Origin of the sequence: Bifidobacterium sp. ESL0682 (assembly GCF_029392815.1) — a bacterium.
In the GTDB taxonomy this organism is placed as follows: Bacteria; Actinomycetota; Actinomycetes; order Actinomycetales; family Bifidobacteriaceae; genus Bifidobacterium.
The window spans coordinates 926,004-952,356 of record NZ_CP113942.1 but is presented as its reverse complement, the minus strand read 5'-3'; the positions used below and the strand labels follow the sequence as shown (position 1 = coordinate 952,356).

General features: G+C 54.2%; 19 protein-coding genes, 1 tRNA gene and 3 pseudogenes. 8 read left to right on the top strand and 15 right to left on the bottom strand.

Annotation, left to right across the window (positions count from 1 at the left end; translation table 11 throughout):
- Window positions 1-363 precede the first annotated feature (363 nt).
- The gene (locus OZX57_RS04035; protein ID WP_277162815.1) at window positions 364-1,671 is read left to right on the top strand and encodes an ATP-binding protein; all 1,308 of its coding nucleotides are present in this window, start codon (window positions 364-366) and stop codon (window positions 1,669-1,671) included.
- Between the two features lie 48 nt (window positions 1,672-1,719).
- Here the strand turns inward: OZX57_RS04035 and lepA are convergent, their stop codons facing one another.
- The gene (lepA, locus tag OZX57_RS04030) at window positions 1,720-3,612 is read right to left on the bottom strand and encodes a translation elongation factor 4 (protein ID WP_277162814.1); all 1,893 of its coding nucleotides are present in this window, start codon (window positions 3,610-3,612) and stop codon (window positions 1,720-1,722) included.
- A 279-nt stretch (window positions 3,613-3,891) separates the two neighbouring features.
- Between lepA and rpsT the strand changes: the two genes are divergently transcribed.
- A complete protein-coding gene (gene rpsT / locus OZX57_RS04025) occupies window positions 3,892-4,152 on the top strand; it encodes a 30S ribosomal protein S20 (RefSeq protein ID WP_277162813.1) in 261 nt (86 codons plus the stop codon).
- Window positions 4,153-4,258: 106 nt separating this feature from the next.
- Window positions 4,259-4,423 carry a helix-turn-helix domain-containing protein gene (locus OZX57_RS04020; protein WP_277162930.1) on the top strand — a complete coding sequence of 55 codons (165 nt, stop codon included), beginning with the start codon at window positions 4,259-4,261 and terminating at the stop codon, window positions 4,421-4,423.
- 249 nt (window positions 4,424-4,672) lie between these two features.
- Here the strand turns inward: OZX57_RS04020 and OZX57_RS04015 are convergent, their stop codons facing one another.
- From OZX57_RS04015 to OZX57_RS04000, 4 genes and pseudogenes are all read right to left on the bottom strand, one after another.
- Window positions 4,673-6,586, bottom strand: coding sequence for an ABC transporter ATP-binding protein (locus tag OZX57_RS04015; protein ID WP_277162812.1), 1,914 nt, complete (start codon window positions 6,584-6,586; stop codon window positions 4,673-4,675).
- A gap of 177 nt (window positions 6,587-6,763) precedes the next feature.
- Window positions 6,764-7,476 (bottom strand): annotated as a pseudogene (locus tag OZX57_RS04010) (TRIC cation channel family protein).
- 257 nt (window positions 7,477-7,733) lie between these two features.
- Window positions 7,734-8,861, bottom strand: a complete 1,128-nt coding sequence (locus OZX57_RS04005) for a branched-chain amino acid aminotransferase (protein WP_277162811.1) — start codon at window positions 8,859-8,861, stop codon at window positions 7,734-7,736.
- Window positions 8,862-9,132: 271 nt separating this feature from the next.
- Entirely contained in the window at window positions 9,133-9,798 is a 666-nt protein-coding gene (locus OZX57_RS04000) for a 50S ribosomal protein L25/general stress protein Ctc (protein WP_277162810.1), read from the bottom strand.
- Window positions 9,799-10,048: 250 nt separating this feature from the next.
- On the opposite strand from OZX57_RS04000, the gene OZX57_RS03995 reads away from it, so the two are divergent.
- Both OZX57_RS03995 and OZX57_RS03990 read left to right on the top strand, forming a co-directional pair.
- A complete protein-coding gene (locus OZX57_RS03995) occupies window positions 10,049-11,086 on the top strand; it encodes an alpha/beta hydrolase (protein ID WP_277162809.1) in 1,038 nt (345 codons plus the stop codon).
- Between the two features lie 242 nt (window positions 11,087-11,328).
- A complete protein-coding gene (locus tag OZX57_RS03990; protein WP_277162808.1) occupies window positions 11,329-13,371 on the top strand; it encodes an AMP-binding protein in 2,043 nt (680 codons plus the stop codon).
- Between the two features lie 273 nt (window positions 13,372-13,644).
- Here the strand turns inward: OZX57_RS03990 and era are convergent, their stop codons facing one another.
- The 7 genes from era to OZX57_RS03955 form a co-directional block, all read right to left on the bottom strand.
- Entirely contained in the window at window positions 13,645-14,631 is a 987-nt protein-coding gene (gene era / locus OZX57_RS03985; protein WP_277162807.1) for a GTPase Era, read from the bottom strand.
- Window positions 14,624-16,030 (bottom strand): CBS domain-containing protein, encoded by a 1,407-nt coding sequence (locus OZX57_RS03980; protein WP_277162806.1) that lies wholly within the window; start codon window positions 16,028-16,030, stop codon window positions 14,624-14,626. Before OZX57_RS03980 ends, era begins: the two co-directional genes overlap by 8 nt.
- 14 nt (window positions 16,031-16,044) lie before the next feature.
- Window positions 16,045-16,611, bottom strand: a complete 567-nt coding sequence (gene ybeY, locus OZX57_RS03975) for an rRNA maturation RNase YbeY (RefSeq protein WP_277162805.1) — start codon at window positions 16,609-16,611, stop codon at window positions 16,045-16,047.
- The gene (locus OZX57_RS03970; protein WP_277162804.1) at window positions 16,608-17,894 is read right to left on the bottom strand and encodes a PhoH family protein; all 1,287 of its coding nucleotides are present in this window, start codon (window positions 17,892-17,894) and stop codon (window positions 16,608-16,610) included. Before OZX57_RS03970 ends, ybeY begins: the two co-directional genes overlap by 4 nt.
- A 7-nt stretch (window positions 17,895-17,901) precedes the next feature.
- Window positions 17,902-18,234: a histidine triad nucleotide-binding protein gene (locus tag OZX57_RS03965; protein ID WP_277162803.1), complete on the bottom strand. Its 333-nt coding sequence runs from the start codon at window positions 18,232-18,234 to the stop codon at window positions 17,902-17,904.
- A 97-nt stretch (window positions 18,235-18,331) separates the two neighbouring features.
- Window positions 18,332-19,129 carry a 16S rRNA (uracil(1498)-N(3))-methyltransferase gene (locus tag OZX57_RS03960; protein ID WP_277162802.1) on the bottom strand — a complete coding sequence of 266 codons (798 nt, stop codon included), beginning with the start codon at window positions 19,127-19,129 and terminating at the stop codon, window positions 18,332-18,334.
- 157 nt (window positions 19,130-19,286) lie between these two features.
- A complete protein-coding gene (locus OZX57_RS03955; protein ID WP_277162801.1) occupies window positions 19,287-20,672 on the bottom strand; it encodes a polysaccharide deacetylase family protein in 1,386 nt (461 codons plus the stop codon).
- A 234-nt stretch (window positions 20,673-20,906) separates the two neighbouring features.
- On the opposite strand from OZX57_RS03955, the gene OZX57_RS03950 reads away from it, so the two are divergent.
- The 3 genes and pseudogenes from OZX57_RS03950 (at window position 20,907) to glgC (ending at window position 23,507) form a co-directional block, all read left to right on the top strand.
- Window positions 20,907-20,995, top strand: a tRNA-Leu gene (locus tag OZX57_RS03950).
- 151 nt (window positions 20,996-21,146) lie between these two features.
- Window positions 21,147-22,078 (top strand): annotated as a pseudogene (locus OZX57_RS03945) (RNA methyltransferase).
- Window positions 22,079-22,265: 187 nt separating this feature from the next.
- On the top strand, window positions 22,266-23,507 hold the full coding sequence (gene glgC, locus OZX57_RS03940; protein WP_277162800.1) for a glucose-1-phosphate adenylyltransferase: 1,242 nt from the start codon (window positions 22,266-22,268) through the stop codon (window positions 23,505-23,507).
- A gap of 81 nt (window positions 23,508-23,588) precedes the next feature.
- Here the strand turns inward: glgC and OZX57_RS03935 are convergent, their stop codons facing one another.
- The 3 genes and pseudogenes from OZX57_RS03935 to OZX57_RS03925 all read right to left on the bottom strand — a co-directional run bounded on the left by OZX57_RS03935 (window position 23,589) and on the right by OZX57_RS03925 (window position 26,182).
- Complete coding sequence (locus OZX57_RS03935) at window positions 23,589-24,164, bottom strand: metal-sulfur cluster assembly factor (RefSeq protein ID WP_277162799.1); 576 nt, start codon at window positions 24,162-24,164, stop codon at window positions 23,589-23,591.
- 185 nt (window positions 24,165-24,349) lie between these two features.
- Window positions 24,350-24,908 (bottom strand): annotated as a pseudogene (sufU, locus tag OZX57_RS03930) (Fe-S cluster assembly sulfur transfer protein SufU).
- A gap of 2 nt (window positions 24,909-24,910) precedes the next feature.
- Window positions 24,911-26,182, bottom strand: coding sequence for a SufS family cysteine desulfurase (locus OZX57_RS03925; protein WP_277162929.1), 1,272 nt, complete (start codon window positions 26,180-26,182; stop codon window positions 24,911-24,913).
- Window positions 26,183-26,353 lie beyond the last annotated feature (171 nt).

Genomic DNA, 26,353 nt, shown 5'->3' with positions numbered 1-26,353 from the left:
TTTCTGCGATCAGCTACTCATTCCGTACATCTCAAACGATTGAAATACTCGCGCCAAGTTTACCGGGCCTGTATCACTGACTGCTCCGTTAATGGTGTTAATGCCATCGTCAGCTTGTATCTTCACCCTATCGACCGAAATCCGAAAATAACAACCTAGAATACCTTGGAATACCTCTGACTTTTATCATCCGCTTCCTTATCAAGCCCTGATAAGTTGCGCATATCTTAGTTTTAGTCATATTTGTGAGTTGTATTTTATTCAATCACCAAGGTTGTATTAGTCCTAATTCTTGCTGAAAATAAGGTTGTATTTATCCTTAAAATGTGCCAAAATAAGGTTGTATTTATCCTTTGGAGGCTCATGATGGCACTGTTCCGTAAGGCTTATCAGCAACTACTGGATTGGAAAAATAATTCCACTTCACAGGCATGTCTTGTTACAGGGGCTCGTCAGGTCGGCAAGACCTTTATCATTGAGGAATTCGGACAACAAGAATACGGGCACTTCGTCCATTTGGATTTCATCAAACAGCCGCAAATCCTCGATGCTTTCAATACTGCTAAAGGCTCGAATGAACTGTTCATGGCTATTTCTGCCTTTGCCGGGGCAGAAATGGTTCCAGGAAACACCTTGATTTTCATTGATGAAGTGCAAGAATGTGACAAAATCATCACGGCAATAAAGTATCTGGCGCAACGCAAAGGCTATGATTTTATACTTTCTGGCTCGTTGCTTGGAGTTGAGCTTAAGGACGTTCGCTCATTCCCGGTCGGATATCTGCACCTCATCGATATGTTTCCCCTTGATTTTGAGGAATTCTGCAAAGCGAACGGTGTGGGTAACGACGTTTTCGAGTCCGCAAAATCTGCACTGTTCAACCGCGAACCGGTCAATCCCATCGTACACAGCAGACTAATGGATCTCTTCCACCAATACCTCATCGTCGGAGGCATGCCGCAAGCCATCAACGAATTCGTGCACACCCAAAATCTTGGTCAAGTCAATACCCTCCAGAACGACATCCTGCGCCTTTATCGTGCAGACATCACGAAATATGCTCAAGATGACAAACTGGCAATCCGCGAGGTCTTCGACCAGATGCCGGCACAACTCAACTCACAATCAAAGCGATTCAATTTCAGCAGCATCGCTCCAAAAGGAACATATGAACGTTACCGTGACGATTTCCTTTGGCTGGTCGACGCCGGTGTCGCTTTGCCGGTACGTAATGTAAAGGAACCACGCACACCGCTTAAACTGGCGGAAAATCGGCAATACTTCAAACTCTTTTTCAACGATGTCGGGCTACTCGCCGCCTCATGCGGCATGCAGGTCACCCGTAGCATCATCAGCGACAAGCTTGGAGTGAATTACGGTTCTATATACGAAAACGTCGTTGCCGAAGAATTACACGTACACGGACACGAGCTTTACTATTACCGCAATAAAAAATACGGGGAACTTGATTTTGTCATCGATACACCAATATCAGGAGCAATACCGATTGAGGTCAAATCAGGCAAAGATTACAAACGTCACAGCGCCCTGAGCAACGTGATGAAAGCCCCAAACTGGGACATTGACCATGCCATCGTCCTGTGTGAAGACAACCTTTCAGCAGAAGACAACATCATCTACTGCCCTGTTTACATGGTTGCGTTCTTGTAGCAATATTTGAGTCCAACGTTAACCATTGGACTCAAATATTCTATTCAATCATTTCACAGCTTTTTCGGCGGCACGAATCTTGTTCTTGGTGTCGATGTCCATGGACTGGTTGGGACCGGCCTCGCCAGTGGACAGGGCGGCGACGAACGCTTCCTGTGGCACCTCGACGTGGCCGAGCATCTTCATGCGCTTCTTGCCGGCCTTCTGCTTTTCCAGCAGCTTGCGTTTACGGGTGATGTCGCCGCCATAGCACTTGGCGAGCACATCCTTGCGCAGGGCACGGATGGTCTCGCGAGCGATGACGCGCGAACCGATGGCCGCCTGAATCGGAATCTCGAATTGCTGGCGAGGGATAAGCTTTGAGAGCTTCTTGGTCATCATCACGCCGTAGCTATACGACTTGTCACGATGGACGATGGCGCTGAACGCGTCGACCTTCTCACCCTGAATCAAAATGTCAACTTTGACCAAATCAGCACTCTGCTCGCCATCCTCGTGATAGTCGAGAGAAGCATAGCCCTTGGTGCGGCTCTTGAGCTGATCGAAGAAGTCGAAGACAATCTCCGCCAGCGGGATGCGGTAGTGCATCTCGACACGTTCTGGGCTCAGGTATTCCATCGTGCCCATTTCACCGCGATGATCCTGGCACAAGTCCATCACCGAGCCGATAAATTCCTTGGGGGCGATGATGTCGGCCGCGACCATCGGCTCGACGATCTGCTTGATCTTGCCATCGGGGAATTCGCTCGGATTCTTGACTTCGTATACAGTGCCGTCTTCCGCAGTGACCTCGTAGGTCACGTTCGGTGCCGTGGAGATGAGGTCGAGACCAAACTCACGGCTCAGTCGCTCGATAACGATCTCCATATGCAACAGGCCAAGGAAGCCACAGCGGAAGCCGAAGCCCAATGCCACCGACGTTTCCGGTTCGTAGGTCAGCGCCGCATCGTTGAGCTTGAGTTTGTCGAGCGCATCGCGCAGTTCGGGGAACTGGGCATTGTCGATTGGGAAGATGCCGGCATAGACCATCGGGTGCGGGTCGCGATAGCCGGGCAACGGCTCAGCCGCCGGACGGATAGCCGAAGTGACGGTGTCGCCGACCTTGGATTGGCTAACGTCCTTCGCGCCGGTGATGACGTAGCCGACTTCGCCGGCGCCCAACGCCTTGGTCGGAGTCATATCAGGACTGATCACGCCAATTTCAATGGGATCGTGCGTCATGCCGATGCCCATCATATGCACCTTTTCACGGCTTTTGAGTTCACCATCGACCATACGGATGTAGGTGACAATGCCGCGATACGAGTCGTAGACAGAATCGAAAATCAATGCACGTGCCGGTGCCTTGGGGTCGCCGTGCGGTGCGGGAATCTCCAGCACGATCTGGTCAAGCAGATCCTTGATGCCTTCACCGGTCTTGCCGGAGACTCGCAAGACATCGGAAGGTTTGCAGCCCAACAGATTCGCGATTTCTTCGGCATGCTTGTCTGGCTCGGCACTGGGCAGGTCGATTTTGTTTAGAACGGGAATGATGGTCAGATCATCTTCGATGGCCATATACAGGTTGGACAGTGTCTGTGCCTCAATGCCCTGCGTGGCATCGACCAGCAGCACCGCGCCTTCGCACGCGGCCAAGGCTCGCGAGACCTCATAGGTAAAATCGACATGGCCTGGTGTATCAATCATGCCGAGAGTGTATTCCTGCCCATCAAAGGTCCACGGCACGCGCACGGCCTGCGATTTGATGGTGATGCCGCGTTCTTGCTCGATGTCCATACGGTCAAGGAATCGGTCGTGCATCTCGCGTTGCGGCACGATGCCGGAAAGCTGAAGAATACGGTCTGCCACCGTGGACTTGCCGTGGTCGATGTGCGCGATGATGCAGAAATTACGAATCAGCGATTGATCGGTGAATCCCGGTTTGTTCTTCGCCTCAGTCACTGATGTCACTCCTTGTCCACAAATATTTCATAGCGGAATCTTCCGATCCCGCTGTTTCTATACTAGGCCTTATTCTATCGGCCGCGGTGGGCAAAGTAGACAGCGCCGACAACCCTCGTTCCACCATGCCACATATTGCCGTTAATACAAGAAACAGAAACGTAAGCCAGATACCCTTACCGCAGTCAATGACATTCCGCTAAAAAGTCGGAAATATCGGCATGAAGTGTTATTCTAAAGTCTTGTATGTCCTTATAGAAAACGTTGTTTGGAGAAATTGTGGCAAACATTAAGTCGCAGAAGAAGCGCGTGCTGACCAATGAAAAGGCGCACAAGCGCAACGTGTCCGTGAAGTCCAGCCTGAAGACTGCGATTCGCAAGACCCGTGAAGCCATCGAGTCCGGAGACAAGGCCGCCGCCGAGGCAGCTTTCAAGCTCGCCGGCCAGAAGCTCGACAAGGCCGCCAGTGCAGGCGTGGTTCACAAGAACCAGGCCGCCAACCGCAAGTCGAATCTCGCAGTCGCCATCAACAAGATGTGAGAAACGACTTAGAGGTCAAAAGCCTTTAGATCAGTGAAGTCCTGTGGTTACGTTTTGCAACCACAGGACTTTTTGTATATGCACTCAATATCTAACCTTGATACCGATACTCTTGCTGACGAGACTCAGCAATCTTCAGTTTTATCAATCTTTCAAAATTAAAAACAATCGGGTCGCCGCCATCCGTTTCACCACACTCGCCGGCATCTGTGAGGCGCTGGACTGCCAGCCTGGCGACATCCTCAAGTACGAACCAAAACAGCCGACGTAATAAATGCCGCCTACACGACGAAAAGCACGTTTCCGGGCTGTTTTTATGACTTCCGCCGCGTGACAGAAATTCGAATACCTGGAATTCCAGCGATATGCGATGGTAGAATCTACGGGCAATCAATGGTTTCAACGAGAAGTACATGCACTGGCGAATCTTATTCTCATTGCTGCACGCAATTTCATATGGAAAATACTTGGTATGCTTACAACCACGAAATAAGCGCAGATAGATGAAGCATACCTTAAGTCACGAAATATTTTCAGACCCCATACGTACGCCTATTCCTTCGATATTCTCCGGACGCAGCATCGATGCAGGATCCTCGTGCCGCTGACTGACCACTTGGGCCTCGTATAAACCGCGGTAATACGGGCAATCGGACAATAATGTCTCGTGATCGCCCTCTCCGACTATATCACCATCACGCAGAACGACTATATGACTGGCGTGGGTGATGGTGGTGAAACGATGAGCGATGAGGATTGTAGTGCGCCGCGACCCTTCCTCCGTACTATCCGCCCGATCCAGTGAGTCGAAGAAGTTCTTCTCGGAAAGAGCGTCCACGGATGCGGTCGGCTCATCCATAATAAGCAATGACGGCCGCCTGAACAAAGCTCGGGCCAGGGCGACGCGCTGCCATTGCCCGATGGAAAGTTGGTAACCGCCCTCGAAGTGTCTTCCCAATACAGTACCGAGACCCTCTGGCAGCGACTGCCCCAGACCCTTCATACCCACCAAATCAAGCGCATGTTCAATGGCATCATCATCGTTGATTCCATCCAAATCGCCAAATCCCACATTCTCACGTAAGGGCCGCTCGTAACGTATATAATCCTGGAAAATCGCAGAACACCTCTCGTACAATGACGCACGGGAATACTCACTGATATCCCTGCCGTTAATGAGAATCGACCCGGAAGTGGGCTCATAGACACGTAAAATCAGTTTTGCAATCGTTGATTTACCCGCACCATTGAGTCCGACAAGAGCCGAACATTGACCGGCGGGAAGATCAAAAGAGACACCATGGAGAATTTCTTTGTCATTGGTGGAACCAGGATAGGCGAATCTTACGTTTCGGAAAGAAACGGTCACGGGCGTTTCGTCATCGAGTTTCTCGCCGCCGGAGCGGATCACAGCCGGCTCAGTGTCCATGAGATGAACCCAATTGCCGGCGTAAAGCAGACTCTGATAAATGCTGGAGACCGAAACCAAAATGTATAATACCGATTGCCCGAATGACCCTGTCGCACTGATATAACCGGCCAGCTGCCCGACATTGCCTGTATGCATAGCCTGAATCGCACCCACGGCGACCGCCCCGATATTAGCCAGAGTCGTAAGAATCCCCAAGCCAAGCGCAATCCACAGATAGGTACGTGACATGGCGAGATCCTGTTTGAGAAAGCCACCGATAAGCGTCTTATAACGCCCTGACAACAGACCACCCAGACCAAACAGATGGACTTCCTTGGCTGCATTATCCGATGTCAGAATCGAACGATAATAGTCCGACAAGCGTTGTTCCCCTGCCCGCTGGTAATCGATATTGTACTGTTTGGAACTGGCCATCAATGTGCCGATGGTACCTGGAATAGGCGCCAGCAGAAGGAAAAGGGCCACCCATTTGTTCCATGAAACCAGTAAAGAGAATACGGATACAATAGTGAGGAACGACTGTAGAAAATCACGTGCACCATCAAATATATTGAAAATATGTCCGCCGGTATCTCCTCCGGCCCGCTGTATGCGATCGAAGGTCTCCGCATCCTCGAACTGCTGCGTTTCGAGCGTAGTGAGCTTATCGACGATACTGCAATTAGCGCGGTAAGATAGTTTTTCTCGAATTGAGTCGGATAGATATTTAATGACGTTCTCGGCAACGAACATTCCCACTAGGACCACAGCGAAAAGTACCGCCGAATCGATAACCTTCGGGAGCAAACCTGTAGCCACGGAATTCACGATCTGTGTTGTGGCCAAAATCTGTAGGGGCGACAGCAGGGCCCGCACCACAGTAAGAATGAGGAGGACAATGACGGATATTGGTGCCACTGCCATCAATAACCGCAGTGACTTCCGCAATGTCGTCAGAGACGAGATGCGAGAACGCCCCTTTGTCGAAGACTTATCATCCCTCGTACTATCACCAATCGGCATGCTGCTCCCCTTGAGTCGATTCAATAGATGTGATTCAGACAGTCACGTCCTTGAGCTGAAGGTTTGGTGTCAGGTACATCGATTTTCCCAACCTGCTCGGACAACAAAATACCTCTGACACTCAAGCATAAAAGGATGTGAACTCCACACATCAACCAGGACTTAGTAAAATGAATCTCACTTGTCGCTGTCGGTTTTCTCATCCTCATCTTTTGCCGGCAATGGCAAGTAGGCGTGATGTCGCTTAATCGCACCCGGCACTTTCCAATCGAAGCGTACGGACAGTATGCGTAGGATGGCGACGAAGGCGACGATGGCGATATCGAAGGTCACTTCAAGAGTAAACGGGATCCGCCCGCCTTGGTAGGCGCGGGTAACAAACACCGTGAGAATGCTGCCGATCAGGGCCGGCACGGCGTACCAATGGCTGTCGCGGATGACCGCGGGCACATCGTTGATGAGGATGTCTCGAATGAGGCCTCCCCGATGGCTGTGATCAGGCCCATGAACACTGCCGTCATACCCGACGTGTGATAAATCAACGCTTTTTGCGTGCCATTGACGGCATAGAGACCAAGCGCCAAAGCGTCAAGGCCAACCATGATCCATTTGAGCCGGTCGACTTCAGGGTAGATGATGGCGACGGTGACACTGGCGAACAGACAGGTGATGACAAGTCCTTTATCGGAGACGCCCACAGGTGGGAAGATGCCCAGCAACACGTCACGGATGATGCCGCCGCCGAGGCCAGTAAGCCAGACTGTCATGAGGATGGCGATGAAATCGTACTTTTTCTTGACGGCGCAAAGCCCGCCCAACAGGCCGCAGCAGAAGGTCGCGATGTATTCGATGGCCCAGAAAAAGACGTTACTTTCCAGCGCCAATTGCATACCGCACATCCTTCATAGATTCGTATGGATAGTTGAAACACTATACCAAACAACGGCCAAAACGAAGCAACAAAACACCCTTCATTTTGCAATGCATAAATCAAATAAATCTATTATTATTTACAAACCATCAGTGTACCCAAGCTGTTCCAATCAGCACTCAATATACAAACAAAACGGCCTGTGACAACTCCCGAAACTTCAGGAAATGCCACAGGTCGTCTGAAAACTAACAGTCAGCGAAGCGAAAAGCCAGCTCAGCAGACCTTCCACATCCAGTCATGCGGATCCTCAATCTCGCCCATCTGGATGCCGAGCAGCTCGTCACGTAGCTTCAACGTCAAATCGCCGGACTTGCCGCCATTGACCTCGACGTCGAACTTCTCGGACTTGAAGCGACCGATAGGCGTGATAATCGCAGCGGTGCCGCAAGCGAAGACCTCGGTGACCTCTCCGGACTTGATGTCCTCGAGTAGGTCGTCGAGCTTGATCATGGTCTCCACGACATCATGGCCCTCGTCCTGCGCCAGTTGGATAAGCGAGCGACGAGTGACGCCAGGCAGAATGTTGCCGGTCAGCGACGGAGTCTCCAAGTGGCCATCCTTGTGGACGGTGAACATGTTCATACCACCGAGTTCCTCAAGGTAGGTCTTAGTGGCAGCGTCAACGAAGCAGACCTGCTCGCAGCCGTGGTCGGCACCGCGGTATTCGCCCAGCATCGAAGCCGCATAGTTGCCGCCACACTTGGCGAAACCGGTACCGCCGGGGCCAGTGCGGAACCACTTGTCTTCCACCCAGATGCTTACCGGCTTGACACCACTCGGGAAGTACGGGCCAGAAGGCGAGGCAATGACGCAATAATCCACGGTTTCCGGCGCACGCACGCCGAGGAATGCCTCAGAGGCAAACATGAACGGACGCATATAGAGCGTGTACTCGCGGCGGGTCGGCACCCAGTTGACATCGCGCTTGACCAGCGCGGCGACAGAACCGAGGAAGTCTTCCTTGGAAAGCTCAGGCAGGTACAGGCGCTTGGCAGAGTTGGCGAAACGTTCGGCGTTGGCATCCGGGCGGAACAGCCAGGTGCTGCCATCAGCGTGGCGGTAGGCCTTGAGGCCTTCGAAGCATTCCTGTGCATAATGCAGGACGGAGGCACCAGGATCCATAGCGAGAGGACCGTAAGGCTCGACTCGACGGTCACCCCAGCCGCTGTCCTTATGCCAGACCATATGGGTCATGTTGTCACTAAAAAGCTGGCCGAAAGCCGGCTTGTCAATCAACTTCGCGCGCTCGGCGTCGGAAGCGGGATGCGGGTTGTCGAGAACCGTGAACGGCTCTGTCAATTGCGACAACGCTGCTGGATCATGATGGGATTGCTCAGTCATTTGCACTTCTTCTTTACTTCAGCCACTCTCGCGGCCAGAATTTTAATTTACCGTACGCTTGTGGCGCTTGGTTATGCTGCTACTTTCGCACATAACCACACAAGTAGGGTGAAATCGTTCACATTATGAAAAGATGAAGAGCCGAACCAGCACTCTTATAAGCGGCAAGCACAAACAAAATGGCCCATACCTCCATTTCAAGATAGGAGGTACGGGCCAAAATCGGAACTACCGCATCAACGGCAATGTCCGTATTGCGTCAGAGGCGACATCACTTCTTGTCGGCATCGGCGTCAGCAGCAGGAGCCGCAGCACCTTCAGCGGCAGGAGCACCTTCCTCGCCCTCGGCACCAGCTGCCGCAGCATCAGCGGAGACTGCAGTGGTAGCAGTGGCATCCTCAGGAACCTCGACGGTAACGACGGACTCATCGGCCTCGGTGTCGACCAGCTCGACGCCCTCAGGCAGGTTAAGATCCTTAGCGAAGACCTTCTCGCCGTCCTGCATGCCATCGACGCTGACATCGATACGCTCGGGCAGCTGATCGACGCTTGCACGCACACGGAGCTGCTGGATGTCGACGAACGCGACAGCCGCACCCTTCGGGGTGCCGATAGCGAAGACGGGGACGTCGACCTCGATCTTCTCGCCGGCCTTGACCTCGTAGAAGTCAATGTGCTCGACAATGCGCTTGACAGGGTTGCGCTGGACGTCCTTAACGACGGCCATCTTGGAATCCTTGCCATACTTGATGGTGAACAGCGCGTTCGTACGACGCAGTGCCAGCGTGGTCTCACGCATCGGCAGCTTCACGAACACAGGATCCTTGCCACCTGCATAGATGGTTGCCGGAATCTCCTTGGCCACGCGCATACGGCGGGCAGCGCCCTTGCCGAACTCGTCGCGGACTTCGCCTTCGATGGAAATGGTGTTTGCCATTACAATCTCCTTGAATGTATTTACATTATGTACTGCATTGTTTCGGTGCACCGACGCGCCGAAATCGCAGTCTCAAAGAGACTTTCAACATTCAGCCCAGTCGATAACGGGAATCGCTTCCCCTCGCCAAAGCGCGACAGATATAAAATCTGCCGAAACAACATGAATCATATTATGTGTTCAATCGGACATTGTGCGCCGTCGCATTATGATGGAAGTAATTCTACGAGCCAAGGGAAGGAAGCCGGCCATGACCCAACGTTCGAATGCAACCACCGTTGCCCGCACGCTTCTCGGCGCGAGCGCCGTCACGGCAGGTGCATTCTACGCTGTAGCCGATTATCTCTTCCGATTCGTTCTTGAACCCGGTTGGAAACATTCACTGTTCCACAGCAGCCAACCGGACACCACCTTGGCTGCACGGCAACCCCATTACGACGCTCAAGAAGAGACAGAGGCCGCGCAATGGTTCGAGGATGCGAAGCGTGAAGCCACCATTACCGCTTTTGATGGTGTTCGGCTTCACGGCTGGGTGCTCGACCCGGATTGTGCCAATCCCCCGCAGCATCTTTACGCCATCTGCTGCCATGGCTATTCCGGTGAGCCGGCCGAAATGGCGAAATATGCGCATCGCTTCTCCAAGCTCGGATTCACTGTTTTTACTCCGGCCAGCCGTTGTCATGAATTGAGCGGCGGAACCTACATCGGTATGGGCGCCCTCGAGCATCGCGACCTGTTACGTTGGATCGATGCCATCGTCACCAGCGATCCGAAATCGCAGATCCTGCTCGACGGCAACTCCATGGGGGCCGCGACGGTGATGCTCGCAGTCGGCAATCCTAAATTACCCAACAACGTCAAGGCTGCCATCGCTGATTGCGGATATGCCAGTCTCGAAGACCAATTCCTTTACAGCGCGAAAAACCTTTACCACATACCGCCATTCATTGCCAGACCGGCAATCCGCATCATGAGCTCCATTGCTCGCCACCGCGCAGGATACAGTTTCAGCGAGGCCTCTTGTGTTGAAGCATTGCGGCATACCTCGATTCCCATGCTGTTCATTCATGGTTCGGCCGACGATTTTGTCAGTCCGGCGAACCTTGACCGCAATTTCCGTGCTTGCGCCAGTACCGTCAAACAAAAACTGATGATTCCCGGAGCGGCGCACGCGATGGCGGCATCAACCGATCCCAAGCGCTACTGGAAAACCGTAACCGCGTTTGTGCGCCAGACGTTCCAATTTGAGAAGCCCAAAGGCATATCAGGATATGTGATTTTTAACTGACAGCACAATCACAAATCTCAATCAGTTACAGCAAATTTAGATTTATAGAGCATATTTGTTTGGTTATTTCCTGTGGTACCACCGTTTCGCACCACCGCTTTTGCAGGTGCGGGAATACCCTGAATGCCTTGCGACACATAGCTTCCCTTACGCTACCGTAAGGTGACGAAACACGGCAAACCCTATAGAATTGGCTTTATCGCATGAAATAACGCCGCTATAGAAGGTCGAGGAATTCGCACGTGTCAGTCATCAACTCACTGAAAAAGGAAACGCTGAAGCTGAGCCAGAGAGCCTTCCACCTGGGGAACGGTTTCGAGCACCCGGTCAACACCGAGGATCCGGAGACCCCTGACTTCAACGACGATCGTCATCTCGCCACCGTCAAGCCTGTCGATTTCTCGACGCTGCCGCATACTCATGAATGGGGTCCCGGCTACCCCACCAAACTGTTCGTTGATGACCAAACCGGCCTCCTGACCGTGACCACAGCCGGCAACCCTCCCATTGACGACGACATGTCGATTTATGATCTCTATGCCGAGCGCGCGGAGCGTATGGGCGACGATCCGCTTTACACCTTCAAAGCCAACGACACCTGGGTGACCAAAACAGCCAACGAATTTCTTGAGGATGTTCGCGCCATTGCCAAAGGACTGATGCATTACGGCATTGACAAAGGCGACGGCGTCTCCTTCATGTCCCACACCTCCTACGAATGGGATGTCGTGGATGCAGCCGTAATGGCCGTGGGCGGTGTGTTGGCGACCATTTACGACACCGATTCTTCCGAACAGATTCGCAACATCGTCAACAATTCCGATTCGCGTCTGCTAATCGTCGAAACCAATGACATGCGTGAGAAGGCCGACGGTGCCGTTGAAGATTGCCCGACGCTCGAGAAAATCTACACGCTCGAAGCCGGTGCCCTTGAAGAACTGCGCGACTATGGCAAGTCTGTGAGCGACGAGGCACTTGATGCACGCATCGATTCCATCAAGAAGACCGACCTCTGCTCCATCGTCTACACCTCCGGCTCCACCGCAGCACCCAAAGGCGTCGAGATGACCCACGAGCACTACTGCACCACCGCGCTGAATCTGCGCGACTATATGCCGAAGCTGCTGAAGCAAAAAGGCAAATCCGTACTGCTCTTCCTGCCGCAAGCCCACACATTCGCACGCGCGGTCAACTACATTGTCGTTGCCAGCGACCTGCGCATCTATATCGCGGGCGGCATCAAGACACTGATCAGCGACCTTCAGGTTGCCAAGCCATCGGTCACCATCCTTGTGCCTCGCGTATTGGAGAAGGTCTACAATGCCGCCTCGCAAAAGGCGGGACACGGCGCCAAAGGTGTCGCATTCGCCGCAGCCGTGGTCGCCGCACAGGAATACGAAAAGGAAATCAGCGAAACCGGCAAGGCCAACTTCGCCACACGCGCACGTCGCGCTGCCTTCGATCCAATCGTCTACAAGTCATTGCGTGAGGTGCTCGGCGGACAGGCCGAATGGTTCGTCGCCGGCGGTGCGCCGCTCGACCCCGAACTGCTCGCCTTCTTCCGTGGTGCGGATATTCCCGCCTACGAAGGCTATGGCCTGACCGAAACCACCGCGCCCTGCGCCTTCAATCCGAAGGGCACGCCGTTCCATGAAGGTTCGGTCGGTGTCCCCTACCCCGGCTTCTCGATTCGTCTGGCCGAGGACGGCGAGATCCAGGTCAAAGGCACCTGCGTCTTCCACCGCTACCACAAGAACGACGAAGCCACCGAGCTTGCCTTCACCCCCGACGGCTGGTACGCCACCGGTGATCTCGGCCGTATTAGCGATGACGGCTTCCTCTATATCACCGGCCGCAAGAAGGACCTCATCATCACCGCAGGTGGCAAGAACGTCGCCCCCGGCCCGATCGAGGAAATCATCCAGCGTTGCGAATTTGTTTCGCAGGCCCTGGTACTCGGCGACAAACGTCCGTTTATCTCGGCGCTCATCACCGTCGACGAGACCTCGCTGCGTTCCTGGCTTGACGCCTCCGGTCTCGACCGCGATATGCCCATGGAAGAGGCCTGCAATAACGCCGTGGTCCGCGCAGAGGTGCAGAAGTGGGTCGACAAGGCCAACGAAGGCGTCTCCCGTGCCGAATCCGTGCGCAAGTTCATCCTCCTGCCCGAGGAGTTCTCGCAGGAGAACGGCATGCTGACCGCCTCCATGAAGGTGAAGCGTCCCGCGGTCATCAAGCACTACGCCAACCTGCTCAACACGGAGATGTACACCAAGAAGAAGTAAATAAAACAGCTTTCTATTTTAGAAATCGGCTGGTGATGGGGTTTCCTCGTCACTAGCCGATTTCTTTAGCTCCGACGACATCACTGTAAAAGGCGACAAAATTTGAGCACTCTAGCTCAATAAATAATAATCTATTACCGATTGGGCCGTTATTCGTATCAACGACCAATAACGGCCCAACCATTTTCCAAGCTGCTTCATTTGTTACAAGCAGATGGAAACCGGACTCTATACTTCATAGAGCCCGGTTTCCATGATTTTGTGCGGCGTGTATTAGAAGCCCAAGCGCTCCAGCTGCTTGGGGTCGGACTGCCAGCCTTTGGCGACCTTGACGTGGAGGTCGAGCTTGGACTTTTGTCCTACGATGCGGTTGACCGCAGTGCGAAGGCGCTTCTTGACTTGCACCAGGTGCTCGGCACGATGGCCGATGATGATGGGCTTTTGGGAGTCGCGCTCGACGTAGATGGAAACCAGGACGTGAGCTTTGCCGTCCTCGGTTTCTGGATTGTCGGATTCGCCGGGGCGGTCGATGGAGTCCACGACCACTGCCAACGAATGCGGCAGCTCGTCGTCCAGCTCTTCGAGGAACGCACCACGCACCAGCTCGGCGATGGTGTCCTCAGGCTTTTCCTCGGTAATCTGATCGTCGGGATACATCTGCGGACCTTCAGGCATGTTCTCGACAAGCACGCGCTTGACCTCGGCTACGTTGTCGCGCTCCAGAGCGCTGACCGGAACCACGTCAGTGAAGTCAGCGAATTGGCTGATCTCGATAAGCTTGGCCATCAGCTCCTGACGGTTGAGCTCGTCGATTTTGGTGACGATGGCAATCAGCGGCACTTTCCAGATAAACTTGCCGGTCTTCTCGTCTTTGCGGGCGAACTCGCTGCGCAGACGGCTCAGGATACGCTTGTCTCCCGGCCCAATCTCCTGATCGGCGGGCAAGAGGAACGCAATCTCGTCCACATCGCTCAGCGACTCATCCACCACGTCGTTCAAACGCTGACCAAGCAGTGTGCGTGGGCGGTGGATGCCAGGAGTATCTACCAGCACGAGCTGGGCGTTGTCAGTGGTGAGAATACCACGAATGGCCTTACGAGTAGTTTCCGGACGCGATGAAGCGATGGCGATCTGTGTGCCGATCAGCGAATTAATCAGCGTGGACTTACCGACGTTCGGCCGTCCTACAACCGCCACAAAGCCGGAACGATACGGTTCCTTGCCATCAGTCTGCTGTTCGTTGTTCTTGCTATCAGTCATGTTTTTCGTTTTCCTTTGCGTCCTGCTTCGTGTTTTCGTCGGTTTCATGTTCATAATTTCCGGTTTCCAACGATACCGGTTCAACCACGACGGTGGAGACCTTCTTGCGTCGACCGGCGGAATCGACAGCAGTCAGACGTAGTCCTCTTGTCACCGCGCTCATACCGACGATCGGCACACGGCCAAGCAGCTTAGTCAAGAGGCCATAGACAGTGTCCACGTCATCCTCGTCGATATCGACTTCGAATAGCTCCTCAAGGTCGGCAATGGGCGTGCGAGCGGGCATCTGCCACTTGTGCTCATCCATCTTCTTTGGCTCGGTGTGCTGGATGCGATCATGCTCATCCTCAAGCTCGCCAACAATCTGTTCGATGGCGTCCTCGATGGTGACCAGTCCGGCGATACCGCCGTATTCATCGACCACCACGGCCACATGCTGACGTGTCCGCTGCATCTCATGGAACAGGTCATCGACCGGCTTGGATTCCGGTACGAGCATTGGCTGACGGCAGATAGACTTCACCTCGCGCGTGCGGGCCTCTGGATTGAAGGCCGTGGCGCGTACGGCATCCTTGAGATAGGCGATGCCGACCAAGTCGTCGACATCCTCGCCGATGATTGGGATGCGAGAGAAGCCGGAACGCGAGCACAGCTGCAGGAAATGTTCAAGCGTGGAATCGGACTCAACACAGATCATATCGGTGCGCGGCACCATGATTTCACGCGTCAACGTGTCGGAGAGCATGAGCACATTGCGCAGCATTTCGGCCACTTCCGGATCGAAATCATCGGTCTCCACCAACCGGTCGATGGTAGCACGTCCCTGCTCGCGCTGGATCTTCTCCAGTTCCTCGTCGTCTGAAAGCTCGTCTTCCTTGTCTCGCCTACGCTGTTCCTTGCCTTCTCCGGCCTTGGCGAATGGTGTCAACACAACAGCCAGCGAAATGATGCCTGAAAATCGCATCATCACATCAAGCGGTTTGGAAGCACCTGCCGAACGCGGGCGGAGCAGGACAGATACCACAGCGACAATCAGCGCAAACAGCAGGCCTGTGACTAATGCGACCCACAAAGGTTCGGAAAGCAACATGACGATAATCGCCACCAAGGCTCCGTCGAACACGTTGCAGAAGATGCGGAAGAACGCGCAGGAACCGGCTGTGGCATAACGGTCGATAATGAGCCGTTGTACCTTATGAACCTTGCGGACTTGCTTGGCCTGCACGAATTTGCCAAGGTCTTCATCGTCGGTCTGAATCTCGATGATGCGATTGTTGAGACTGGCCTTGGTGACACGTGAGACGGCGGATTCACTCGACGCCATCATCAGCGACAGCCATACCAGCAGCGCCGCCACAATGATGAGCACAACCACGGTGACAATGGTCAACGTATCCATATTCTGTGTACTTCCTAGTTCTTTTCACCATGTGCTGGTTGATCATCATTGCGACCCGAAGCATGGTTCGCGTCCCATTGGGCCAGCAAGTCGGAGGAACCTGCCGGCAGCACCGCCTGCGGCACCGGCTCGTCGCGGATGGCAAAGAACGTCAGCAACAGCTGGCGCTGCAGACCGAACATCTGCCGTTCCTGCTCCGGGTCGATATGATCGTACCCCAAGAGATGCAGGATGCCATGGACGGTCAAAAGCATCATCTCGTCCATCGTCGAGTGCCCGGCGGCCGCGGCCTGCTGCTGGGCGACCCACGGACAGATAACGATGTCGCCGAGCACGCCTTCCATGATCTTGCCGTCCTCCCCTGGGCGCAACTCATCCATCGGGAAGCTCATCACGTCGGTCGGCCCTTCGAGCTGCATCCAGCGCATGTGCAGCTGGGCAATCGGATCAGGGTCAACGAACAGGATAGTCAGGTCGGACTGCGTGCTCACCTGCATGCGTTCCATCACCCACAAACCCAAGTCGGAGAAGAGTTTCGGATCGATCTGCCAGACCGTCTCATTGGTGACTTCGACGCTCAACGGCGTTCCTTTCCGCTTTGGTCTGATTCGTCTTTCAAAGATTCAGATACCGAATGGGTGCCCTCATCTGGTTCTGTTTGCGACTTCACGATACTGTCAGCATTCGTTTGCTGTTTCATGGCATTAGCAGACTTGGACATTGCACGTCCAGCCTTGCGTCCGGCTTCACTAGCAGTATGTTCAGCGTGTGTATCGTAAGCCTGCACGATTTTGCCGACCAGTTCGTGACGCACCACGTCCTTCGCGCCGAGATGCGCAAAGCTGATGCCGTCGATATCACCAAGGATTGATTCGATGGATTTGAGCCCCGAATGCGGCACCGCCAAATCAATCTGGGTGACGTCGCCGGTAATGACCATTTTCGTATTAAACCCGAGACGTGTAAGGAACATCTTCATCTGTTGCTCGGTCGTGTTCTGCGCCTCATCCAGAATAACAAAGGCATCGTTCAGCGTACGGCCTCGCATGTAAGCGAGCGGCGCGACTTCAATGGTGCCATCGGTCATGTAACGGTGCATCTGGCCGGCACCCAACATGTCGGAAAGCGCATCATACAGCGGCCGCAGATACGGGTCGACTTTGTCGTTCAACGTGCCGGGCAAATAGCCCAAGCTTTCACCAGCCTCGACAGCCGGTCGTGTCAGGATAATGCGGCTTACCCGTCCGTCTTCAAACGCACGCACCGCCTTGGCAACGGCAAGATATGTTTTGCCTGTTCCCGCCGGTCCGATAGCAAACGTAATCGTGTTCGCATCGATGGCGCGAACGTAGAAAACCTGACCCGCGGTTTTCGCACGCACCGGTTCACCGTTGGCAAACGCAATGACTCCAGGAACATGACGGTTTGCACCGGCACGCTTGCCTGCTTCGGAATAATCCTCATCGCTCTGGAACGAATGCGATTGCGGCCGTGAGCCGGTGCCGGCACCAGCGAAGCCGCGAGTATACGAATGTTGCGCATAACCGTGCCCGCGACCACCGTCACCCATCAGTCCGGCCTTCTTGCCGATCTGTCGGGCCTCAAGCATCCGTCGAACGTTCATCGCGTCGGCAGGAGTCCTGTACGCCGCATCGATGATGTTGTTGAGCACATCGGAGACCTTGTCGGCCTCAATGTCGTCGCGTTTGTTGTAGGCGGAAATCTCGATGCGATTGCCCCGAACAAACACGTTGACTTCGGGGAAGGCGTGCTGCACTTCGGCAAGCACCTCATCGGCCGGACCCAATACAGCTACGGGGTCAAGCTCGGTGGGGATGGTGATGACTCGTTTTGCGCTGGCCACCGCTCTCCTACTCTTCCATCGTCTCGCCGGTCAGCACATGCGCATGCACATGGAATACCGATTGGCCGGCATCCTCACCGGTGTTGAAGATGAGACGATAGGCGCCATGGAATTCCTTGTCGGCGACGGACTGGGCGACCTCGACAATGTGAGCCAGTTCGGCAGGATCGGCTTGGGCCAGTTCGGCCACATTGGCGTAATGCTTCTTCGGCACGATGAGCACATGGACCTTCGCCTTGGGGTTGACGTCCTTGAATGCGTAAGTGGTATCGTCTTCGTACACCTTGGTGCTCGGGACCTCGCCCGCAATGATCTTGCAGAACAGGCAATCGTCGGCCATATATGCTCCTTATTAAAAGCTTCCGGGACGCAGTTGCGCCCTACTCCTCCATGCTATTAGCCCGCACGGATAATTTACGCTCGGCGATACAGCAGCATCAGGCGAATCGACCAAGTGCACGTGCAAGCAACGTCAAAGCCACCGGGCCTGCCGTCGAAGCTCGCATGATATTTCTGCCCAGCACGCATACTTCGGCACCCGCATCGGTGAATTGCTGGACTTCGTCATCACTGATGCCACCTTCAGGTCCTACCACAACATAAATCCTGCGAGGTTTCCCATCGTCAAGACAGCGCTGCTCAAGCTCGGCAACCTTCTGCTCGATGCCATCCCACGTCGTAGTCGCATCTTGATGCAAGACAATCACTAGCTCGTGATGAACACAGGCACGGCGGCAAATCGCCACCACTTGCTTGCTTGAGACGCAATCGTCAAGCGTCGGTTTCCACGCCCGGCGGGATTGCTCCGTGGCCGCAACGAGCGTCTGATCCCATTTGCGGTCGGTTCGCCCGGCCTTCCACTTGGAAATCGAACGATTGGCCTGCCATGGCACCACTTCATCCACGCCAATCTGCGTGGCCATATCGATGGCTTGTTCGTCATGTCCGGTTTTCGCGAGCGCCTGCACCAAGGCGAGCCTGGTAATCGGCTGTTCTTCGGCAGTAAATTCCGAAACCTTGACCAATCCGTTCTGCGTATCAGCCACTTCGGCGTCGATGCGCAAGCCACGTCCATCGGAAAGCTGAAGTTTGTCGCCGTTCTGCAGACGCATGGCCCCCAATGCATGCCGCTTGATGGCCGGAGGCAGGGTGATGGTCCAACCCGCACGTAGCTCGTCGCGGTTGACTGGCACATCGTCATGCTCGGCATCAAATACAAAAAGTGGACTTGTCATAGTTCAAGGCTACCGGAACCGCGGACGAACGGTCTTGCGCTCACATCGGTAACGAGTTTTTACTTATCTGCGAGCGCCCAATAAGACAGTGCATCGTCCATAAACACAATCACCACAAAGACAAACGATCTAGAAGCATACGACATCCAGGAAGCTGTCACATCCGCAGGATATCGTCACGCGAATAGTAAATCGCCCCGGCGCGCGGATACTCGCCGGTCAGTTCCGGAATAGTGACGAAACGATAGCCTTTCTTTCTAAGTTTTGCAATAACATCAGGCACGGCCGCGACAGTATGCGGATGGATATCGTGCATCAGGACGATGGCCCCCGGTTCGATCTGCGACATGATCTTTCGTGTCAAGGACGACGAGGTGGCCCCATTCGACCAATCGTAGGAATCCACACCATACATGGCAATTGCGGCACCGGTCTGTTGTCCGATATAGGTACGGCTGACTTCATCGGTGGCTCCATGCGGGGGACGAACGAAATTGACCGGAAGTCCCGTAGCCGAGCCGATGACTTCGCCGGTATCGTCAATCTGTTGCTGCTCTTGGTGGTTCTGCATGATGGCCGGCAGGTCCTCATGACTCCACGTGTGGCTCTCTACGGGGAAACCGGCCTGCGACACCTGACGCGCGAGTGCTCCACCATCTGCCTGCACCTTCTGCCCCATCTCGAAGAACGTCGCGTCGGTTTTCGAGGCTGTGAGGTCGGTTACCAGTTTCGGTGTCAATGTTGGGTCCGGGCCGTCGTCGAAGGTCACCGCCACGCAATGTTGTGTACCACAATCGATGCCTTTGGCCTTGTTGCGCGCAGCCACGGCTTTGTCTGCTGCATTATAGAGCGCATCTTCATCGCGTTTGCACACGGAGTACGGAACGGCTTTTGCGATATCGGTGTTTGCCTGTTCAATCTGCTTGTTGAGCTGTGCCAAGATTCCAGTATCAATGCTATTTTTCTGAGACGTTGCAAAACCTGCTACGCCAGCGGCCACAGACTTCAGTTCAATCTGAGCGGCTCTGGAAGCCTCGGTGTCGGTGTCTCGGAAGACGAGCATCGGTTGCAAGGCCTTGTTCAAGGCTGCAATCTGCTGTTGCAACGTGTTTGTCCATTCACGTTCGCGTTCGGTCTCAGCATTCAGCTTCGGCGTCCATTGCTTGGTCGTGCATGCCATCACAGGATTGGCGGATTCCTCAGCCAGAACCTGCTTTCGTTGACTCTGCGCGGTTTTCAAAGCTTTTTGCGCCTGTTTAAGGGTATGGCCTGATACGGTTTCTGAGTGTGATTCACTGTTCGATTCTGCTTGGCTGACCAACTCGGTATCCTGCGAAATCACCGTATCCAAATGTGCGGCAGAGAGCTTATACGAATTCCCCCACTGCACGCACTGGCCCATGCCCTTGCGGTAATAGGAGTACGCAGGGTTGAAGAGTGCTACTGCCAGAACAACGACCAACGCGACCACCAGCAATATGACTAAGACAACACGTGCGCCACGTTTCCCACTGCTTTTCCGCGACTGCTCTGCTTTCGCCATATCGTCCCCAATTTCCGGTGTATCCAACGAACAAGGTCTTATTCTATCGTGTGTCCGTTAAGAATATTCGCCCGCTTGATTTGAAACCATCATTCAAGCTCTGGATACCATATTCGCGACAATGCAACGGAAATAAATCGGATATTGCGAATCCGATAAATGCCGTTCGACACACCGATATGCCAAACGGCGCCGGAATGGTGTATAGTTCTATCTGTTGCTTAAACGACACCTGCCCAGGTGGCGGAATGGTAGACGCGCTAGCTTGAGGTGCTAGTTCCTATAATTTTACAGGAGTACGGGTTCAACTCCCGTCCTGGGCACGAAAACCTAACACTAAGACCCCTTGGTTTCCAAGGGGTCTTAGTGTATCCAGCCACTCCCCAAGTTGGATTCGAATCCGATTTGAATACCTCGGTCGCAACCAGGGCACGGTTTTCATCAGTAGCTTCGCCATCAAGAGGACGGTAACGCATGCGCATCATCAACATCGATTCTTTCGACGACGAACGGGTGGCCGCATATGTAAGCCTTACCGAGGCACAGCTGCGCAATCGACTCGAACCCCAAAAGGGCATTTTCATCGCCGAATCGCCAAAGGTCATCGACCGGGCGCTGGCGGCGGGACGTGAGCCCGTCTCCCTGCTCGTCGAAGAACCTTGGCTTGCCGGTATGGAGGATATGTTCGAGCGTATCAACAAGCGCTGGGGCGACAATGTTCCGGTCTATGTAGCGTCACCTGAACAACTCAAAAAGCTGACCGGCTACCGTCTCCATCGCGGAGCGCTGGCCGCGATGCGCCGCTGGAAACTGCCAACCGTTGCTGAGCTTTGCAAGGACGCCCGCCGGATTGCGGTGATGGAAAATATCGTCGACCACACCAATGTCGGCGCGATTATGCGCTCTGCGGCTGCACTCGATGTCGATGCGGTTTTGGTCACGCCTTCCTGCGGAGACCCCTTTACCGCCGTGCAGCGCGCGTTTCGATGGGTACCGTTTTCCAAGTGCCTTGGACCCGTATCGATGCCGAAACACTTGCTGGCTCTGCGAAGGTCGATGACGCCGAATCTGGGAAACACACCAAAGAAGAAGATCGCAAATATTGGCCGACGCAAGGACTGAAGGAACTGAACGACCTCGGTTTCACCACCGTGGCCATGGCATTGACCGATGATTCCATCAGTCTTGACGAATTGACGAGACGACTCGACAACGAATCGGATGAACACGATCATATCGACAAACTCGCCCTTGTCTTCGGCACGGAAGGCGACGGGCTTTCGCACCGCACCATCGCCAACACCGATCTGACCGTCAAGATCCCCATGAGCAATGGCGTCGACAGTCTCAATGTGGCCGCTTCCAGCGCTGTTGCCTTCTACGCCACAAGAGTCAAGCAAAACTAGACGTTTCGTTCATTCTCGGGCGTTTCACGTCTGCTCAATCCGATACAGTGATGATTAGAATAAGGTCGTGTGCAAAGATGAACATCTCACGGCCGTACAGGTGGCGTGAGAACGATTCACATTGGCACCTGTGCTGAGGCCAGAAATCGGAAGCGGCCGACAGGAAACGGTGATCAGGAGGTATTGAATGGCGAAGAATCCTAAAGTACTGGCCATCGTATTGGCCGGAGGCGAAGGTACGCGTCTGATGCCATTGACCCGTGACCGCGCCAAGCCTGCAGTGCCATTCGGTGGCGTCTACCGTCTCATCGATTTTCCGCTGAGCAATCTGGTCAATTCCGGTTATTCGCAAATCGTCGTGCTGACGCAATACAAGTCTCACTCGCTTGATCGCCATATCTCCAAAGTCTGGCGTTTTTCACCTTTGCTCGACGCGTACGTTTCCCCTGTGCCGGCCCAGCAAAGACTCGGCAAACATTGGTATTTGGGTTCTGCGGACGCGGTATACCAAACCATCAACATCATCGAGGACGAACAGCCCGATTATGTGGTCATCGTCGGCGCCGACCACGTCTACCGCATGGACTTCAACCAGATGCTTCAGCAGCATATCGAGTCCGGCGCGGAATTCACGGTGGCAGGCATCCGGCAACCGATTGAGGCCTCCGGTCAGTTCGGTGTCATCGATGTCGACCCTGACCACCCTCACATGATCCGCGGATTCAAGGAAAAGCCTGAAACTACCGAAGGCATGCCGGGTCATCCCAATCAGATTCTCGCCTCCATGGGCAATTACATCGCCAGCACCGACGCGCTCTTCGATGCCTTGGCTCGCGACGAAAAGGCCGAAGACACCAAGCATGACATGGGCGGCGACATCGCGCCCTACTTCTCGGAGCGACACGAAGCCGGCGTCTACGATTTCAGCGAGAATGAGATTCCTGGAGCTACCGAATACGACCGCGCCTATTGGCGGGATGTCGGTACCATCAAACAGTTCTACGAGGCCCACATGGACCTGATCGAGTACAATCCCCCGTTCAACCTGTATAACCAGGATTGGCCGATTTATACGCTTTCCGGCAATCTGCCGCCGGCCAAGTTCGTCCGTTCGGAAACCAACCGCATCGGCAGGGCCACCGAGTCCATCATTTCCCCGAGCGTCATCGTCTCGGGCGGCGACGTGCAGCATTCGGTGCTTTCACCCAACGTCCGTATCAATTCATGGTCGCAGGTCGTCGATTCCATCCTCTTCGACGGCGTCATTGTCGGCCGTCGTGCTCGCGTTTGCAAGGCCATTCTCGACAAGAGCGTTGTCTTGGAAGAAAACGCGACCGTCGGCATCGACCATGAGCACGATCTTGCACGCGGATTCACCGTCAAGGATGGCATCACCATCGTTCCCAAGCGCACGGTAATCAAGGACTGACATAAAATACTGAAAAATATATCAGAACGCCGGACCTCATATGAAATGGGTCCGGCGTTCTGATATCGCAATTTCAAATCATCAGTATTTTGGCATGTTGTCGAAGTTGAAACCGATGGCTTCCAGCTGTTCGCGGCCTTCCGGACGAATCATGTCGAGCGTCCAACGCGGCTGCCACGTCCAGTCGATGCGGAATTCCTCAACCAAGCCGGCCAGAGTCGACGCGCATTCGTCTTCAAGCAGGTCGGTCAGCGGGCAGGCCGGAGTGGTCAGCGTCATGGTGATGATGGCACGACCCTTTTCGTCGATTTCAATGCCATAGACGAGGCCGAGATCGATGACATCAATGCCCAGTTCCGGATCGATGACCTGATGCAACGCCTCGCGCACGTCGGCAGCCGTGGCCTTGCCGATGTCGTTGAAGGAAGTCAACGGAATACCAGTCTCTTCATCTTCAACGGTGTTACCGGCCGATTGAGCTGAATCAGCAGTCTTTGCGGAACCTGTTTCATCCTGTTTGTCGAACTTGTCAAGCGAACTCACCGCAGTCGGATTGGCAAGCGCTGCCTCACCTTTTTCCTCGCTGCCGAGGGCCTTCGTGGCCGAATCAAGAATCGAGGATTGCGGTGTCGGGACGAGATTGTCTTGGCTTTCCATATTGCCTCCTGCTGTGGTGCAACCACCACCATTATGTCATGTATTCAATGCCGCTGACGCAAGCAGATAGCTTAATCAGCTGTTCCATTCGATTAAGTCAGCACATTTACGTGTATTGCCTGCCCGTGATTTGCCAGGCATTTGCCGATTACTATTATGCGGCCTGTTGATAGACCAACAACTTTCTACTTGTCCGCCGCCAACGCTTTCGCGAGCGAATCCTTCAGACCAGCCCAGCCAAGCAGTGCACATTTGATGCGCATCGGATATTTCGAAACACCCTGGAATACTACGGCATCGCCAAGAGCCTCTTCATCAGCATCACTGTCAAGCCCGGCACCACGTGATTTCATGAGCTTCTGGAAGACACCTTCGAGCTGCATGGCCTCATCGACCGTCTTGCCCTCAACCAGATCGACCATCATCGACAGACTGGCCGTGGAGATGGAGCAGCCGCTGCCGTCCCATACCAAACGCTCGATTTTATGTGGTTCGGATTCGGAAACCTCGATCGTGGACGGTCACCTGATCGCCACAAGTCGGGTTGAACTGGTGGGACTCCCCTGGCGTGCAATATTCGTGGCTGGCACGCACCGTAGTCTCGCCGCTATCACTGCCTTGGCTTGGTTCCTTCGTGACATCCTCGGCGAAATGTTCTTTGCCGTGCGGATGCTTGGACGCATCAAGAATGACCTCCTGATACATCTGCTCGAGATCATCACCGCTCATACCAAAATCACTCATGCTCACACCTCAAAGAACGAACGGACCTTGCCCGCCGTTTCGACTACTTGCTTGGCTTCCTCGACGGTATTGTACACGCCGGTCGAAGCGCGACTCGAAGCGAACAACCCGAAATGACGATGAACCGGCTGGGCGCAGTGATGGCCGACACGCACCGCAATGCCCTGTGCGTCGAAGAACTGGCCGACATCATGGGGATGCACACCTTCGACATCAAACGACACCGTACCGATACGGTCCTTGTTCTCCACTGGCCCGAGCACACGGAAGCCAGGAACATCGTTCAACTTCAAAAGCTCCGCAGTAATCGCCTTTTCGTGGGCTTCCACGTTCTCCATACCGATCTCGCGCATCCAGTCGGCGGCTACTCCTGCGGCGACGACCTGTGCAACGGGCTGGGTACCGGCCTCGAAGCGTTCCGGCGGCGCCATATATTCGGCTGGCTTGTCCATCCAGGCCAGTTCGACCATTGATCCGCCAAAACTGGCCGGCGGCAACGCTTCCAGCAGCTCGCGTTTGCCGTAGAGGAAGCCGACACCGGTGGGCCCGTACATCTTGTGAGCGCTCCACGCAGCGAAGTCAACGTCCATCTTATGGAAATCGAGTTTCAGATGCGGTACCGACTGGCAGGCGTCAAGAATAAAGATGGCCCCGACTTCATGCGCGCGCTTAATGATGGGATCGATATCAGTAATGGCCCCGGTGACGTTACTGATATGCGTAATCGCGACAATCTTGGTGCGATCTGTGATGACCTCATCAGCAGTATCAGAACGAATCCGCCCGTCTTCAGTCAAATCGAACCACTTCAATGTGGCTCCAGTGCGGTAAGCCAGCTCTTGGAACGGCAACAGCACCGAATGATGCTCAGCTTTGGAGACGACAATCTCATCCCCGGGCTTCAAAGCGAACCGTTTAGCCGCTTCCCCACCACGCCCGAGTGAGGCGTTGCCAAACGCAGTAGCCAGCAGATTCAGCCCTGCAGTAGCTCCAGCAGTGACAACGATCTCTTCCTGCCCTTCGTCAGCATTGGCACCGACCAGCTTGGCGACTTTGGCCCGAGCCTCCTCAAAGGCGACCGTGCTCCGTGAAGCGAGCTCATGAGCACCACGATGCACCCCGGCATTGATGGTCTCATAAAACTTGCTCTCGGCATCGATCACGCACTGAGGCTTCTGCGCGGTAGCCGCAGAGTCAAAGTACACCAGTGGATGCCCATGGATCTCCTGCCCCAAAATAGGAAACTGATCCCTGATCTTCAAAAAATCCACCATCATTGCCTTCAATCTTCAGCCACAGCTCTAATGACTTCTCAAACAATCTTAATATTGTGTTTCAAGCGAAGTATGCAGATTTCGATACTCGATGTATCGAAATCTGCCAAAGCCCCTAAAAATAAACCTGACCGCTAAACGTTACATAAGCGGATGGGAAGGAGATGTCAT